This window comes from Dyadobacter psychrotolerans (assembly GCF_004349265.1).
In the GTDB taxonomy this organism is placed as follows: domain Bacteria; phylum Bacteroidota; class Bacteroidia; order Cytophagales; family Spirosomataceae; genus Dyadobacter; species Dyadobacter psychrotolerans.
On record NZ_SMFL01000002.1, the window covers coordinates 533,127 to 546,921 of the forward strand.

The following is a 13,795-nucleotide window of genomic DNA, read 5'->3' on the forward strand; positions in this document are numbered from 1 at the left end:
GATTTTTTTATGCGTGTGGGTTTTTTGAATATTAATTGGGCGGATATCCTGGATGTGTTTTTGGTTTCAGTTCTTCTGTATCAGGTTTACACCCTGGTAAGAGGAAGTATTGCCAGCCGCGTTTTTCTGGGTTATTTGTTTGTTTATGTCTTCTATCTGGTTGTAAAGGGGCTTGGGCTTGGTTTGCTTACGGCCATTTTACAATATTTTATGGGTGTTGGAGCCGTAGCATTGATTGTTATTTTTCAGCAGGAAATTCGTCGGTTCCTTTTAATAATAGGTAAATCAACCATACACACCAATAATGGTTTCCTGAAAAAAATTCTTAGGAATTCAATTCTGGATATAAAAACAAAGAATTTGAAAGAGATTGTTGATGCCAGTAAAACGATCGCTGCTAATTTTACTGGTGCTCTGATTGTGGTAAACAAACGGGATGATTTAAGTAAGTTTGTTGAAACAGGTGAATTCCTTGATGCCAGGGTTTCCAAACCGCTGCTCGTTTCTCTTTTTAATCAATATAGTGAATTGCATGACGGCGCGATTGTGATCGTTGATGGCCGTATCAAAGCAGCACGCTGCGTACTTCCTGTTGCAGATGGGGTAGATGTTCCTTCGTCACTTGGATTTCGTCATCGCGCGGCTATGGGAATGAGTGAAGCTACTGACGCCGTGGTGATTGTGATTTCGGAGCAAACCGGCCGTATTTCAGTGGCAGTCGAAGGTGAGCTACATGGTAATATTCCAATAGGTGAGCTACAAAGCCGGCTGGAAGAATATCTTTCGTCAGACGTACAGCGTATGCCGAAATAAAATTTTATGTGTTAGCAATATTTTTTTCATCATTACTTGGCATTTCAAGAAGCTTTTTCTATTTTTGCAAACCAATTCGAGAAAGAAAAATATCATTATTATAAAATGGCAAATCATAAATCTGCATTAAAGAGAATTCGTGCCAACGAGACAAAGCGTTTGCGTAATCGTTACCAACACAAAACTACCCGTTCATACATCAAGAAATTGCGTGAAACGACTGATAAGGCTGTGGCTGTAGAAGTATACAAAACTGTTTCTTCTATGTTGGATCGTTTGGCTAAGAAAAATATCATTCACAAGAAAAAAGCTTCTAACCAAAAATCTAAATTAGCTAAGCTAATTAACGGATTGGCGATCGCAGCATAAGACATCTTTACAGGATTCTGACCCCGGTATTTTTTACCGGGGTTTTCTTGTTTATAGCCAGGTGTTTTGGATTCTCGCTGATTAATTTAGGCAGATGCAACGGTGTAAATACGGTTTAAGTTTGCTCTTTAAACAAGGGCGGCTTAAATTGCGCTTCAAACAAAAACCTTTTTTATTCTGTTTTAACGCCATTGGCTTCACTTTTTTGCCGACTATTGGCGTTCTAGTAACAAGCTTTATTTAACTAAACTTCTTATCTATGAAAAAAGTAGCATTGTTTGCCGGTTTGGTGGCATTGGGATCGGTTCCTACTGTTGCCCAATCGCCCGTTAATTTTAATGCAAAAGGTCTGGTGGTAATTTCGGATGCAGATTTGTCGGCTTCTGCATTGGTTGATGGTAAACTGCTAAGAGATAATACTGCCAAAGATCAGTTAACAACAATTAAGTTTCCTATTCAAAGAGGTAGTGCGGGAATGGGAACAGCCCTTATTTCCAACTCAGCCCTCGGATATTCTAAAACCATTGCGGTCCCTGCGACAGGGGGTCTTGCTTATGTACTTGAAAACAGGGTTCGTCCCGAGGATGGTGTAACCGAATTTAAAGATGCTGCAACAGAATTTCCGGTTGGTGAAAAGCTTTATGTGGTAGATATTGCTAATATGGCTGGGCCAAAAGCCAAGTTTGGTTTTCCTGTTGGAAAAAAGCCAACATCAATTGATATAAATAAAAATGAGCTGATTATTTCTACCAGCGATAAAGGTAAAGAGCTGGTATTTATTGAGGCCGCTGCGGATGGAAAGCCTGCAAGGTTCCTGAACTTACCGGCAGGCATTGATTCAACAAGCAAAATCATAGACCTGACCTGGCATCCTTCGGGTGATTTTATTGCCTTCACATTGGATAATGCCAATGAAGTGGGATTGTACAGAGTCATTAGAGAAGCGGGTAAGCTAAAAAATGTGGAGTTGGTTGGTAAACCTGTTAAAGTAGGAACAGATCCTTCGTTTGGGAAATTTTCGGCGGACGGGAAACATTATTTTGTAGTTGATTCAAAAGGAGCAAAGGGCAAAGGTGCGGGTGATGGAGAAATATTTGTCATAGATTTTTCAATGGACGGCTCTATAGAACACAAAGTGGCAGGACAAACTGCCGTTGGCTCTAATGCAAGTTCTTTTGCCGTAAGCCCAGACGGAACATTGCTCGCGGCAGTTAGTTCCGGTAAAAGCGGTTCTCCCTGGACAGATGCTGGAGCGGGATCCGGTAGTGCTTTGACTTTGTACAAAATAGGAGCAACCGGCGCTTTAACAAAAGTTGCCGATTATCCTTTCGAAGGTATTGCACCTCAAAGTGTAGTTTTTGATAAAGACGGATCAAACCTGGCCGTATCGGTGATGGAATATCTGGAATACGGAACCGGCGCAGGTGGTGTTGAGTTCTGGACAGTCACAAAAGGAGAAACGCCGTCTCTAAAAAAGCAGGTCGCTAAAATCAGTGTAGGTAAAGGAGCACATACACTTCGTGTGATTCCCTGATGGTATAGAAAATATATATAGTAAAACAGGCCGGCTTAATCACCGGCCTGTTTTGTTTTGAGATAACCCATCATAATGAAATACTGTGCAGCAGCATAGGTTCCCATAACCCAAACGGTATTGAGCGGAATCGGAATCAAAAAACGGTGAATCGCGATGCACGAATCGGATATCATAAAAAGCAGTGCACCGGCGAATACCATATAAAAGGAACTTGCCGATACCGATGTCTTCCTCAGCCACGCAAGCCAGGTCATCGTTGCAATGCTGTATGCATAGACTGCCACAGAAACTTTCATAATTAAATCCGGCAAAGTAGGTAACAAAATCAGATAAAGCGCCAGGGCAAAAACAATGAAAGGAATTTTAGACCATATGGAAGCGAAAGAAAGGGGAGGACGAATATCTGAGATAAAACTGATACAATATAAAATCTGCATAATCAGAAAGGCGGCCAGCCCCGGTATAAAAAGATCAGTTTCTTTGATCATCAGTAGTATATCTCCCAACAAGGCGAAGAAAAGCGCAGGCAGGAAGAATTTACGGTTACCTGGCTTTCTCTGGTCAGGCACTAGCTGTGCGTAAAACATGAGTAATATTAAAATCATTGGCTTGGTAACATACACCAACCAATAGTGTCCGGTTATATCCGCAGTAATTTCCAGCAGGGTAATAAAAATATAGGACGCGGCAAAAAGATGTTGACTTTTCATAACAGAACGGGAGGATTAAGGCAGATTAAGGTATGCAAAATCCCTTTAATTTTCGTATTTTTGCGGCTTCATTCATAAAAAATAGTTTTAAGATGATTACGGTTTCGAACGTATCGCTCAGGTACGGTAAAAGGGTTTTGTTTGATGAAGTAAATATAAAATTTGTCCCGGGCAACTGTTATGGAGTGATTGGAGCGAACGGAGCGGGTAAATCGACGTTTTTAAAAATTCTTTCAGGCGAAATTGAACCTCAAACCGGTTTGGTTAGCATGAACCCTGGCGAAAGGATGACCTTCCTGAAACAGGATCAGTTTGAATTTGATGCTTACACGGTAATGGACGCCGTAATAATCGGTCACGAACGCCTTTATAAAATTATGAAGGAGCGTGAGGCGATATATGAAAAAGAAGATTTCACTGATGAGGATGGTGAAAAGGCGGCAAACCTGGAAGCTGAATTTGCAGATTTGAACGGTTGGGAAGCTGAGACCGAAGCAGCTCAGTTGTTGAGCGGATTAGGCCTTCCTGATGAACTTCATACAGCAAATATGAGTGACCTGAATGGTAGTGATAAGGTCCGTGTACTTTTAGCACAGGCGCTTTTCGGTAACCCGGATGTACTTTTGCTGGATGAACCTACCAACAACCTTGATGTTGAGACGGTTTTATGGCTGGAAAACTTCCTTGCTGATTTCAAAAATACCGTGATTGTTGTCTCCCACGACAGGCATTTCCTGGATGAAGTTTGTACGCACGTTGTTGATATTGATTTTAGTAAAGTACAGATGTTCTCTGGAAATTACTCTTTCTGGTATGAATCAAGTCAGCTTGCTCTAAAACAGCGTCAGGATGCCAATAAAAAATCGGAAGACAAACGGAAAGAACTGGAGGAGTTTATTAGAAGGTTCAGTGCCAATGCTTCTAAATCTAAACAGGCAACATCCCGTTCTAAGTTGCTTGAAAAACTGACAATTGACGATATCAAACCATCTTCAAGAAAATATCCATACATCGCATTCAAATCGGAACGTGAAGTAGGAGATCAGTTGCTGCGGGTTGAAGGACTTTCCAAGACTGCCGAAGACGGCACGGTACTTTTCAATAACCTGAGTTTTAATATTAACAAAGGTGATAAAATTGCATTTGTTAGCCGGAACGTGAATGCGATCAGTGGCTTTTTTGATGTTATCAACGAAATTGAAAAAGCTGATAAAGGAACCTACACCTGGGGAGTTACAATTACTAAATCATATTTTCCGAAGGATCCAACGAAATTTTTTGATGTTGATATGAATCTGGTCGACTGGCTGCGTCAGTATTCCGAAGAAAAAGATGAGAGTTTTATTCGTGGCTTCCTTGGCCGGATGCTTTTCTCAGGAGAAGAGGCATTGAAAAAAGCAAAAGTGTTATCGGGAGGAGAGAAAGTACGTTGTATGTTGTCAAGAACGATGCTTTCAAGTGCAAATGCTTTGGTACTCGATGATCCGACTAACCACCTTGATCTTGAATCAATTACAGCTCTAAATAATGGTTTGATTGACTTCTCAGGATGTCTCTTATTCTATTCTCACGATCACCAGTTTGTACATACAATCGCAAACAGAATTATCGAAATCGGACCAAAAGGGATTTTGGATAAACTAATGAGTTATGACGACTTCCTGAAAGATGAGACCGTGAAAGCGCAGCGTCAGAAGTTGTATTAGAAATTAAGGTCTTTTTGACTTTTTACACTTAAATAATGAAAATACCCGTTGGACAAAGTCAGCGGGTATTTTCGTTTTTGCCAAACTAAAATTTCAGCTTATATACTTCTCATATTGTTTAATCACATCTGCCGGTGGGCCTTCCCAAACGTTAGGCGTATTACCTACATAACCGATGTCGTCTATTCCAATACGGGTCGTGTAAAAACCAGATGCTGTCAGGTTCCGCATCAGATTAAAAAATGCTACCCCCTGGCTGTACATAGGTTTTGCTTTTTCAGGATAGGCGATGTCATCAACAATTTGCAGCTGCTGCTCTTTGCTGCAAAGTGTAAATATTTTTTTAAAGCGTTTATTCGATTCAATATCCAGCCATTTCAAACCGCCCCGAAGCGGAACCTGGTTTTGCGGCATATCCTTTGCTATAAATTCGATAAATGCCGGAACCCCAGCTTCTGATGCACTTCCTGATTTTGCATCTTTTGGAATGATGATATCACAAAGCACCTTCACTGTTGCCAGCTCAGATACGGTAAAGAATTTTTCCTTCATCAATCTCGCATCCCGGATGGCTTCTTCTTTTTGCCTTCCGCCAGGAATTTTAATCGGTGTTTCAGGCGGTGAGTCCAATTCTCTCTGCTCAGCCATGGCAACCTGCGGATTCATGCCGGCTAGTCCGAGGGAACTGAGTGTTAATGCTTTTAATGAATCTCTGCGTTTCATATTCTGATGAAATTAACTGTCAGATGATTAAATATTTTTCTTTTTGGTTTGGTCAATAATGTAATCCGAAGCTCTCCATGACAGGGCCAGGATCGTCCAGGTTGGGTTTTTATCTGCCTGAGAAACAAACGAACCACCGTCTACCACAAATACATTTTTAGCGTCGTGAGCCTGTGAGTATTTGTTAAGTGCAGAGGTTTTCGGATCATCACCCATACGGACGGTTCCAACTTCATGGATGATTCGCCCGGGAGCTGCAATACCATAATTGGTGTCAGCGCCTGGCTTGGTTCCGCTTGCCACACCGCCCAGTGAATGAATGATTTCTTCAAAGGTTTCATGCATGTGCTTGGCCTGCTTAATTTCATAATCTGTCCATTTATAATGGAACCGTAGAACCGGAATACCGTACTTGTCAACCACCGTGGGATCAATCTCTGCATAGTTATCATAGCTCGGAACGGCTTCACCTCTTCCTGCCATACCAATATAAGCACCATAAAAACGGCGGTAATCTTCTTTAAGCGAAGCTCCATATCCACCAGCAGGTTTCATAACACCGGCAGAGGTTGCATATTTGCCATTCATTCCTTCAATACCTGAACCAAAACCGTAACCAGGCATTCCCATACCACCACCATACTCGATATGGTAACCACGTGGGAAATCCAGTTTTTTGTTGTCAAGCCACCAGGGAGTATAAACGTGCATTCCGCCAACGCCATCTTCATTATACCGTTTCCGGTCCATCAAATGCGGAAGAAATGCTCCTCTGGACGCACCTGTCGAATCATGCAAATATCGTCCAACAACACCGCTGGAATTTGCCAGTCCGTTTGGATGTCTTTCAGATTTTGAGTTTAAAAGTAAACGTGCAGACTCTCCCGCGCTCGCTGCAAGTACGACCACTTTCCCTTTTATAGTATGTTCTGTCAGTTTCTCACGGTCAACATACGATACGCCGGTTGCCAATCCTGTATTTGGATCGGTAAGTACCTCCCGCGCCATCGCGTTGTTGATGAGCGTAACATTTCCTGTCTTCACAGCCGGAATAACCAGTACTGATGAAGACGAGAAATCCGCATAAGCCTGGCAGGAGCGGCTGCATTGGCTGCAATAAAAGCAAACGCCACGCTGGTCGTTAATTGGTTTTGTCAGAATGGAAAGCCGTGACGGGATAACCGGAATGTTCGCTTTTTTACCGGCTTTTTGCAGAAAAAGCTCATGAAGACGTGGTTTTGGAGGGGGAAGAAAAATCCCATCCGGCTCGTTGTCCAAATTTTCAACGGTTCCGAAAACGCCGATGAGCTTATCAACCTGGTCGTAATATGGTTTGACATCATCATAACCGATCGGCCAGTCGTCACCGAGGCCATCTATGCTCTTACGCTTAAAATCTTTTGGTCCGAAGCGCAGTGAGATCCGTCCCCAGTGATTGGTTCTGCCACCAAGCATTCTCGACCGAAACCAGTCAAACTGTGTGCCACTTTTACGCGTGTAGGGTTCTCCATCCAATTCCCATCCACCCCAGGCGGCGTCAAAATCACCGAAAGGACGATGGTTTCCTGCTCCGCGTCTTGGAGACTCCCATGGCCATTTTAGTTGCGTAATATACTTAGGATCAGCAGGATCAAAATACCCGCCTGCTTCCAGAAGTGCTACTTTGGCACCGGCTTTTGCAAGTTGATATGCTGCCATTCCACCTCCCGCTCCCGAGCCAATAATAACGACATCAAAAACAGCCGGTTGTTCTTTGATTTCAAACATAAAACAGGGTTAGTTTAAATACCATTTAATCATTAAATATAAACACAGATCTTATAACAGATGCTTAAGCAAATTATTTTAGACCTATTTAAAAAGAATCTAAACGCTCCATCTTTCATATAAATAGTACGATCATAATAACAATATGTACCAGTCATTTTTAAAAACGTTTTTCCGTACCTTTGCGCTTTGAAAAAATAGTTATTTTGGCAACAACAGGTAATGACATTTCGCTTGCAAAACATTTTCTTTTAAAAGGAGATCTGGTGGCTATTCCTACCGAAACGGTGTACGGTTTGGCTGCAAACGCATTTAACGAAAAAGCAGTTTTATCTATTTTTGAGGTTAAAAATCGCCCTGCCTTTGATCCGTTGATTATACACACGGACGCTTTGGAAAAAGTAAAAGATTTCGTTACTGAAATTCCCCCGCAGGCAATGGAACTGGCAAAAGCTTTCTGGCCAGGACCGTTAACACTTCTTTTGACAAAGAAAAATAATATTCCTGATTTGGTTACCTCCGGGTTGGATCAGGTGGCTGTCAGAATTCCCAATCATGCACTAACACTGGAATTGCTTAGTCAGCTTGATTTTCCGCTGGCTGCGCCAAGTGCTAATCCATTTGGGTACATCAGTCCAACGGAAGCGGCACATGTGAACGCTCAGCTGGGAGATAAAATCCCTTATATTCTGGACGGCGGGCTTTGCGGTGTAGGAATAGAATCAACAATTATTGGCTTTATAGATGATGTTCCAACAGTTTTCCGGCTGGGTGGACTTTCTGTTGATGAAATTGAAAGAGTGGTGGGCAAGGTAAATATCATGAAACATTCCTCTTCAAACCCTCAGGCACCGGGTATGCTAAAAAGTCATTATGCGCCGAGAAAACCCTTTTTTATCAAAACAAAAAGTGAAATCGAGTCTGCCGGAAGCGGGGTGGCTGCGTTGTTGTTTGACAAAAAAACTGCTAATGGTGCTGTCAAATATCAGCGGATTTTAAGTCCGGCCGGCAATTTAAATGAAGCAGCAAGAAATTTGTTTGCTTATTTAAGAGAGCTTGATTTACTTGATATTGAAGAGATCTGGGCTGAAAAAGCGCCGGAGACTGGCTTGGGACTTGCCATAAATGATCGTCTGAAAAGGGCCGCGGCACATTAGCTTTACTTGAAAAAATACTGGTGGAAATTCATCAGGAAAACTTCATCTGTTGCTCTGGTAATGGCAGTGTAAAGCCAGCGGATAAATTCATTGTTGACTTGTTCTTCCGGCAAATAGCCCTGATCAATAAACACCGCACTCCACTGCCCGCCCTGGGATTTATGTGTTGTTAATGCATAAGCAAATTTAACCTGTAACGCATTCAGAAAAGGATCTTTTCGCAGCGCTTCCATTCTTTCTTTTTTTGATTTAATATCAAAATAATCCTGCTGGACACTATCGTATAACTTTCTGTTTTCCTCATTGGTCATGGAAGGGGAGGAGGAGTGCAGCGTGTCCAAAATTATTTTCGCATCAAATTCTGGCTGTTTTTCATAATCTGAAAGTCTCAGGATTACGTCGGCAAACCGGAAACCGTGGATTTCCTGCGTCTTTCTTATTTTTAAAAGCTCAACAAAATCTCCGTTTGCAATAAATCCGGCAGGAGAATCTTCATCCAGGATATTGTAGTTGTTTCGCACCACCATTAGTCTGTCGCCAGCATCGAGTTCTTCTTCCGAAAAATTGATCATTCGCCGGATATATTCATTATACTGAACCGCAGACTTGTTGGAACGGGTAAGAATGATAGTATTTTCCTGACCGAATTTATCGTAGGCATACCTTAATCCTTCTTCAAGTTTTTCTCCGGTCATGCGGAACATGTCGCGGAATGCCTTAGTCGTAATTTTTATCGCCGGTTCCTTTTCAGCCAGCTGATTTCGTAATTCCGTCGCATTAAAAAGTATCCCGGATTGCTCATCCTGACGCATTACTTCTTTCAGTTCTTCCTGAAAGACCGACATGTAAAATTTCTTTTCCAGATATTCCCTGTCCAAAGCCGGGCTAAGTTCCTGTCCGACAGGTGGAAGCTGGGCTACGTCACCGACGAGCATCAATTTATTTCCCGGATTTTCAAAAACAAAATCGATCAAATCAGCGAGTAAACTCCGGTTACCAAATTCGGCTTCGTCTGTTATCATTGAGGCCTCATCAACAATAAATAGCGTATTGTCATGATAGTTTTTCTGACGCTGAAAGCTGAGACTTCCCGAATAGGCATCCGAGGTTTGTTTATATATTTTCTTATGTATGGTCAGTGCAATTTTATCCGAATAATTAGACATAACCTTCGCTGCACGGCCGGTTGGTGCGAGCAGGACAGATTTGTAACCGTAATTTTTGATTACTTTAATGAGGGTACTAATAATTGTCGTTTTCCCCGTTCCGGCATATCCTTTTAATAAAAAACAGTCGCGGTAACGCTCCAGACCTTTTTCCTCTATTAAAAAGTCGTTGGTCTGCTGAAAGAAACGCAGCTGCCCTTCGGTGGGTCTGAAAGGGAACCGCTTGACCAGAAGCTGTGAAGGAAGAAGTTGATTTGTTTCCATGATAACGAATCTAAGACAAGGAAACCGAATATCAAAGTTTGGATACGGTTACAAAAATATACTTTGAATTAATTGCATTTTAATATACTAAGTTCCTATATTAGGTTTTGAGTTATCCTTTCCAACCCAGTAACCTGAACTTTTATGCAAGTATTTCAAGTAATGGGCAACAAGCCTGTCAATGCGTTGTACTCCGTCACCCAGGACAATACAGTCTATGAGGCACTGGAGCTAATGTCAGAAAAAAACATCGGTGCTGTTCTGGTTCTTGAAGACGAGCTGCTGATCGGAATTTTCTCGGAACGTGATTATGCACGTAAAGTAATCCTGAAAGGAAAGGCTTCCAGAGATACACTTATACGGGACGTTATGACAAGCCGAGTGATTACTGTCGAAACGGATCAAAAAATTGAAGAATGTATGCAGATAATGTCCGACAAACATATCCGGCATTTACCTGTAAACCAAAATGGAGAACTGGTAGGTATTATTTCAATTAACGATATTGTCTCAGCGATTATAAGAGAGCAAAAAGATCATATCAAATCGCTTGAAAGCTACATATCGGGCAATCCTTATTCCTAGGGTTAACGGGCTTATAAATAAATTTAAATTTTGTGTTTTTAAGTAAAACTGAATCTTTTTGAGGGTTCGGTGAATAACCGCTTGTCATGTGTGCGGGGTTGGCTATCTTTGCCCCCCAAAAAAGGTCAGACAATTGGAAACTCCGGCGCAGAACGTAACCGCGGTGTATGGAAACAAAGTACGCGTACGTGCGTGTGGCATCTGCATAAAAGAAGATAAAGTATTGCTGATCAATCATGCTCTTTACGGATCTGAATTCTGGAGTCCGCCGGGTGGTGGGTTAGAATTTGGTGAAAGTGTGACTGAATGTTTAAAAAGAGAATTTAAAGAAGAAACCGGTTTAATTATCGAAGTTGGCGGAATGCTTTTTATGCATGAATTCATTCGGCCACCTTTACACGCAATCGAGTTATTTTTTAATGTTTTATCCTGGCAGGGTGGGCTTGAAATAGGGAGAGATCCGGAATTTTCCGGATCGGAACAGATTATTAAGGAAGTAAGATTTTTAAGTTTTAAAGAAATTAATGCACTGCCGGATCAATCGGTTCATGCCATATTCAGAAAGGTCAGTGCTCCGGAGGATCTCTTCAGATTGAGTGGTGTTGTTTAAAATAGAAATTAAGTTAAATAGAAATACCTGATGCAAGCTGATAACCAGGCAATTGAAATAATACCTACGCTTTTGGTAGGAGATAATTCATTTGACTCCGATTCGATACCTTTTTGTACACTCTGCATTGAAGTGGATGAAAGGCGTATCAGGTTCTGTATTATCCGGGACGAGAACATGGAATGCATCTGGCTGGAAGATTACAGTTTTGATATGGTTTTAAGTCAAAGCGATGTTTTTGAACGGCTGAAAAAAATCTTTACTGGTCATTTGCTTTGGTCATCAAACCACTGGAAAAACGTTAGAATTGCTGTCAATTCAAATGCATTCAGCTTAATTCCCAAGCTGGTTTTTGACAGTGATTCGGCAGGTGATTATCTTAAATTTTCGCTGGGAGACGCAGTTCCGGCAGATGAACGCGTACTTTACCATGAACTGCCGATTGTGCATGCTTATAATGTTTTCAGTATTCCAAAGCTTTGGTACGACTGGATGATCAATCATTTCCAAAATTCAAATATTACATTTTATCACCTGACAAGTCCTTTGATTATCGGCTCACTTGTCAGTCATGCCGAGCAGCAGGAAATAAGAATTGTTTCTGCCTTTTTTGAAAAAGATTATTTTACGTTAATCGTCAGCGAAGGTCAGCAGCTGATACTCTGTAACCGATTCAGGTTCACACAGCCGCAGGAGTTGGTGTATATTATGCTATTCACTCTCAACCAGCTAAATTTTCATCAGGAAGAGGTTAAGGTTTTAGCATATGGAGAAGTGTCACCGTCCTCGGATTTGTTTGCGGAACTATCCAAATTTTTTCCAAACCTTCAGATCGGCAAGAGCCCGACTACTTTAAAGTATAGCCCGCAGTGTGCGGAGATTGCCGGACACAGATATTTTGGTCTTTTCAACACATATCTTGTATCTTCCTGAATTGCTTAACTGCCATTTTCAGGATTAAGTGGCCTAATGACCTTTAAATCAGCTCTTATGAAGCGTATTGCATTATTTCCGGGATCCTTTGATCCGTTTACAAAAGGACATGAAGATATTATTTTACGGGGGCTGAGGCTTTTCGACGAAGTGGTAATCGGAATTGGAAATAATGCGACGAAAAAACGTTATTTTCCTTTGGAAGTGATGAAGGAGCTGATAGAGCGGACGTTCGAAGATGAAAAAAATGTGCGGGTAATTACATATGACGACCTCACAGCACACACCGCCAGGCAGCTTGGTGCCACTTTTCTGCTCAGAGGGCTTAGAAATACTACTGATTTTGAATATGAAAACGGGATCTCGCAGGTGAACCGTTACGTGTACGCTGAGATAGAAACCGTATTTTTAATCACCTCTCCGAATCTCGCTCCGATCAGTTCAAGTATAATCCGGGATTTACATCGTTACGGGCAGGATGTGGATGACTTTTTGCCTTACTCATTATCCGAACTGAATAAACTGAACAAAGAAATGTAGGTAACTGCTACGAACTAACATCATCGGTTGTCTTCAACTTTCGAAATAAGAAAAAACCAATGAACTTAAAAGCTAAGTCTTTGCAGATCATTGGTTTTTTCTTTTGAGATATATTTATTCCGGTAGCTTACATTGGTAGAGGTAATTATTTTTCCTTTACGCCCTGCATTTTTTGTAAACTTTCGACTACGTAACGGATTGAACTAAATGAATTAACCAGAATAGACTGGCCTTCTGACTGGGTCAGCCAGCTCAGTTTTTCAATCTGTTCTTCTGCCTGAGGAGCCATAGCCGAATCATCTTTGCAGTCAAGAACGTACCATTTTGTACGTTTTAAAATCCTGTTGTTATTTAGACTGTATGTATGCCAGGTTGTGCAAATTTTGTCATGAATAACCGCCTTGACACCAGTTTCTTCCCGAATTTCCCGCACAGCTGCCTCTTTGGAATTCTCGCCTTTGTCAAGTTTGCCTTTTGGCAGATCCCATTTTTTTCTGCGGAACATAAAAAGCCATTTCCCATCCTTAATTACCACACCGCCGGCTGCCTTTATTACCTTAAACATACCTTTGATTTTTTCTTCCACTTCTGACTTTTCACGTGTTGCCATCGTTATAGAAAGTAGGTCGGCAGGCATTTCCTTCTCAAGTTGCTCAATAAGCTGAACAACCGTGGCTGCCGTAGCATTGAGAAAAAGAACATGGCCGGACAGGATACTCTTTTGAAGTTTGGTCAGTCTTAAATCCACAATACGGTCAAACTGTGCTGTTTCAGCCTCAGTAAGCTGATTTGTCCTAACAATTTTGAAAGGACGATCGTCAAAGAAAATAATCATTTAGAAGGTATTATGTTAATTCCCGGGCAAAATTAAGTAAAGAGTTTAGTTTAGACAGTGATTATTATTGATAAATTTGT

Annotated in this window: 14 protein-coding genes; 9 read left to right on the forward strand and 5 right to left on the reverse strand. The window is 41.5% G+C overall.

The window, feature by feature from the left end; all coding sequences use genetic code 11:
- Nucleotides 1–9 precede the first annotated feature (9 nt).
- From cdaA to E0F88_RS05995, 3 genes are all read left to right on the forward strand, one after another.
- On the forward strand, nucleotides 10–813 hold the full coding sequence (cdaA, locus tag E0F88_RS05985; protein ID WP_131957304.1) for a diadenylate cyclase CdaA: 804 nt from the start codon (nucleotides 10–12) through the stop codon (nucleotides 811–813).
- 105 nt (nucleotides 814–918) lie between these two features.
- The gene (gene rpsT, locus E0F88_RS05990; protein ID WP_131957656.1) at nucleotides 919–1,182 is read left to right on the forward strand and encodes a 30S ribosomal protein S20; all 264 of its coding nucleotides are present in this window, start codon (nucleotides 919–921) and stop codon (nucleotides 1,180–1,182) included.
- 259 nt (nucleotides 1,183–1,441) lie between these two features.
- Complete coding sequence (locus E0F88_RS05995) at nucleotides 1,442–2,716, forward strand: lactonase family protein (protein ID WP_131957305.1); 1,275 nt, start codon at nucleotides 1,442–1,444, stop codon at nucleotides 2,714–2,716.
- Nucleotides 2,717–2,751: 35 nt separating this feature from the next.
- On the opposite strand, the gene E0F88_RS06000 is transcribed toward E0F88_RS05995, so the two are convergent.
- Entirely contained in the window at nucleotides 2,752–3,429 is a 678-nt protein-coding gene (locus tag E0F88_RS06000) for a lysoplasmalogenase (protein ID WP_131957306.1), read from the reverse strand.
- A gap of 92 nt (nucleotides 3,430–3,521) precedes the next feature.
- Between E0F88_RS06000 and E0F88_RS06005 the strand changes: the two genes are divergently transcribed.
- Nucleotides 3,522–5,135: an ABC-F family ATP-binding cassette domain-containing protein gene (locus tag E0F88_RS06005; protein WP_131957307.1), complete on the forward strand. Its 1,614-nt coding sequence runs from the start codon at nucleotides 3,522–3,524 to the stop codon at nucleotides 5,133–5,135.
- Between the two features lie 93 nt (nucleotides 5,136–5,228).
- Here the strand turns inward: E0F88_RS06005 and E0F88_RS06010 are convergent, their stop codons facing one another.
- Both E0F88_RS06010 and E0F88_RS06015 read right to left on the reverse strand, forming a co-directional pair.
- Nucleotides 5,229–5,858 carry a gluconate 2-dehydrogenase subunit 3 family protein gene (locus tag E0F88_RS06010; RefSeq protein ID WP_131957308.1) on the reverse strand — a complete coding sequence of 210 codons (630 nt, stop codon included), beginning with the start codon at nucleotides 5,856–5,858 and terminating at the stop codon, nucleotides 5,229–5,231.
- Between the two features lie 27 nt (nucleotides 5,859–5,885).
- A complete protein-coding gene (locus E0F88_RS06015; protein WP_131957309.1) occupies nucleotides 5,886–7,625 on the reverse strand; it encodes a GMC family oxidoreductase in 1,740 nt (579 codons plus the stop codon).
- A gap of 206 nt (nucleotides 7,626–7,831) precedes the next feature.
- Here E0F88_RS06015 and E0F88_RS06020 point away from each other — a divergent pair, with 206 nt between their 5' ends.
- Nucleotides 7,832–8,782 carry an L-threonylcarbamoyladenylate synthase gene (locus tag E0F88_RS06020; RefSeq protein WP_131957310.1) on the forward strand — a complete coding sequence of 317 codons (951 nt, stop codon included), beginning with the start codon at nucleotides 7,832–7,834 and terminating at the stop codon, nucleotides 8,780–8,782.
- A 2-nt stretch (nucleotides 8,783–8,784) separates the two neighbouring features.
- Here E0F88_RS06020 and E0F88_RS06025 read toward each other — a convergent pair whose 3' ends face one another.
- Nucleotides 8,785–10,212, reverse strand: a complete 1,428-nt coding sequence (locus E0F88_RS06025) for an ATP-dependent DNA helicase (RefSeq protein ID WP_131957311.1) — start codon at nucleotides 10,210–10,212, stop codon at nucleotides 8,785–8,787.
- A 162-nt stretch (nucleotides 10,213–10,374) separates the two neighbouring features.
- On the opposite strand from E0F88_RS06025, the gene E0F88_RS06030 reads away from it, so the two are divergent.
- The 4 genes from E0F88_RS06030 (at nucleotide 10,375) to coaD (ending at nucleotide 12,880) form a co-directional block, all read left to right on the forward strand.
- Nucleotides 10,375–10,797 (forward strand): CBS domain-containing protein, encoded by a 423-nt coding sequence (locus tag E0F88_RS06030; RefSeq protein WP_131957657.1) that lies wholly within the window; start codon nucleotides 10,375–10,377, stop codon nucleotides 10,795–10,797.
- Between the two features lie 133 nt (nucleotides 10,798–10,930).
- Complete coding sequence (locus E0F88_RS06035) at nucleotides 10,931–11,407, forward strand: NUDIX domain-containing protein (protein ID WP_131957312.1); 477 nt, start codon at nucleotides 10,931–10,933, stop codon at nucleotides 11,405–11,407.
- A 30-nt stretch (nucleotides 11,408–11,437) separates the two neighbouring features.
- Nucleotides 11,438–12,340: a DUF3822 family protein gene (locus tag E0F88_RS06040; RefSeq protein ID WP_229213688.1), complete on the forward strand. Its 903-nt coding sequence runs from the start codon at nucleotides 11,438–11,440 to the stop codon at nucleotides 12,338–12,340.
- 57 nt (nucleotides 12,341–12,397) lie between these two features.
- Nucleotides 12,398–12,880: a pantetheine-phosphate adenylyltransferase gene (gene coaD / locus E0F88_RS06045; RefSeq protein WP_131957313.1), complete on the forward strand. Its 483-nt coding sequence runs from the start codon at nucleotides 12,398–12,400 to the stop codon at nucleotides 12,878–12,880.
- A gap of 145 nt (nucleotides 12,881–13,025) precedes the next feature.
- On the opposite strand, the gene E0F88_RS06050 is transcribed toward coaD, so the two are convergent.
- A complete protein-coding gene (locus tag E0F88_RS06050) occupies nucleotides 13,026–13,715 on the reverse strand; it encodes an NUDIX hydrolase (RefSeq protein ID WP_131957314.1) in 690 nt (229 codons plus the stop codon).
- Nucleotides 13,716–13,795: the final 80 nt, after the last annotated feature.

What these genes read in the sequence shown, in the direction of transcription:
- E0F88_RS06010 (WP_131957308.1), bottom strand. Translation starts at nt 5,858, where the DNA reads ATGAAACGCAGAGATTCATTAAAAGCATTAACACTCAGTTCCCTCGGA.
- E0F88_RS06050 (WP_131957314.1), bottom strand. Translation starts at nt 13,715, where the DNA reads ATGATTATTTTCTTTGACGATCGTCCTTTCAAAATTGTTAGGACAAAT.
- E0F88_RS06005 (WP_131957307.1), top strand. Translation starts at nt 3,522, where the DNA reads ATGATTACGGTTTCGAACGTATCGCTCAGGTACGGTAAAAGGGTTTTG.
- coaD (WP_131957313.1), top strand. Translation starts at nt 12,398, where the DNA reads ATGAAGCGTATTGCATTATTTCCGGGATCCTTTGATCCGTTTACAAAA.
- E0F88_RS06015 (WP_131957309.1), bottom strand. Translation starts at nt 7,625, where the DNA reads ATGTTTGAAATCAAAGAACAACCGGCTGTTTTTGATGTCGTTATTATT.
- E0F88_RS06030 (WP_131957657.1), top strand. Translation starts at nt 10,375, where the DNA reads ATGGGCAACAAGCCTGTCAATGCGTTGTACTCCGTCACCCAGGACAAT.
- cdaA (WP_131957304.1), top strand. Translation starts at nt 10, where the DNA reads ATGCGTGTGGGTTTTTTGAATATTAATTGGGCGGATATCCTGGATGTG.
- E0F88_RS05995 (WP_131957305.1), top strand. Translation starts at nt 1,442, where the DNA reads ATGAAAAAAGTAGCATTGTTTGCCGGTTTGGTGGCATTGGGATCGGTT.
- E0F88_RS06000 (WP_131957306.1), bottom strand. Translation starts at nt 3,429, where the DNA reads ATGAAAAGTCAACATCTTTTTGCCGCGTCCTATATTTTTATTACCCTG.
- E0F88_RS06040 (WP_229213688.1), top strand. Translation starts at nt 11,438, where the DNA reads ATGCAAGCTGATAACCAGGCAATTGAAATAATACCTACGCTTTTGGTA.
- rpsT (WP_131957656.1), top strand. Translation starts at nt 919, where the DNA reads ATGGCAAATCATAAATCTGCATTAAAGAGAATTCGTGCCAACGAGACA.
- E0F88_RS06025 (WP_131957311.1), bottom strand. Translation starts at nt 10,212, where the DNA reads ATGGAAACAAATCAACTTCTTCCTTCACAGCTTCTGGTCAAGCGGTTC.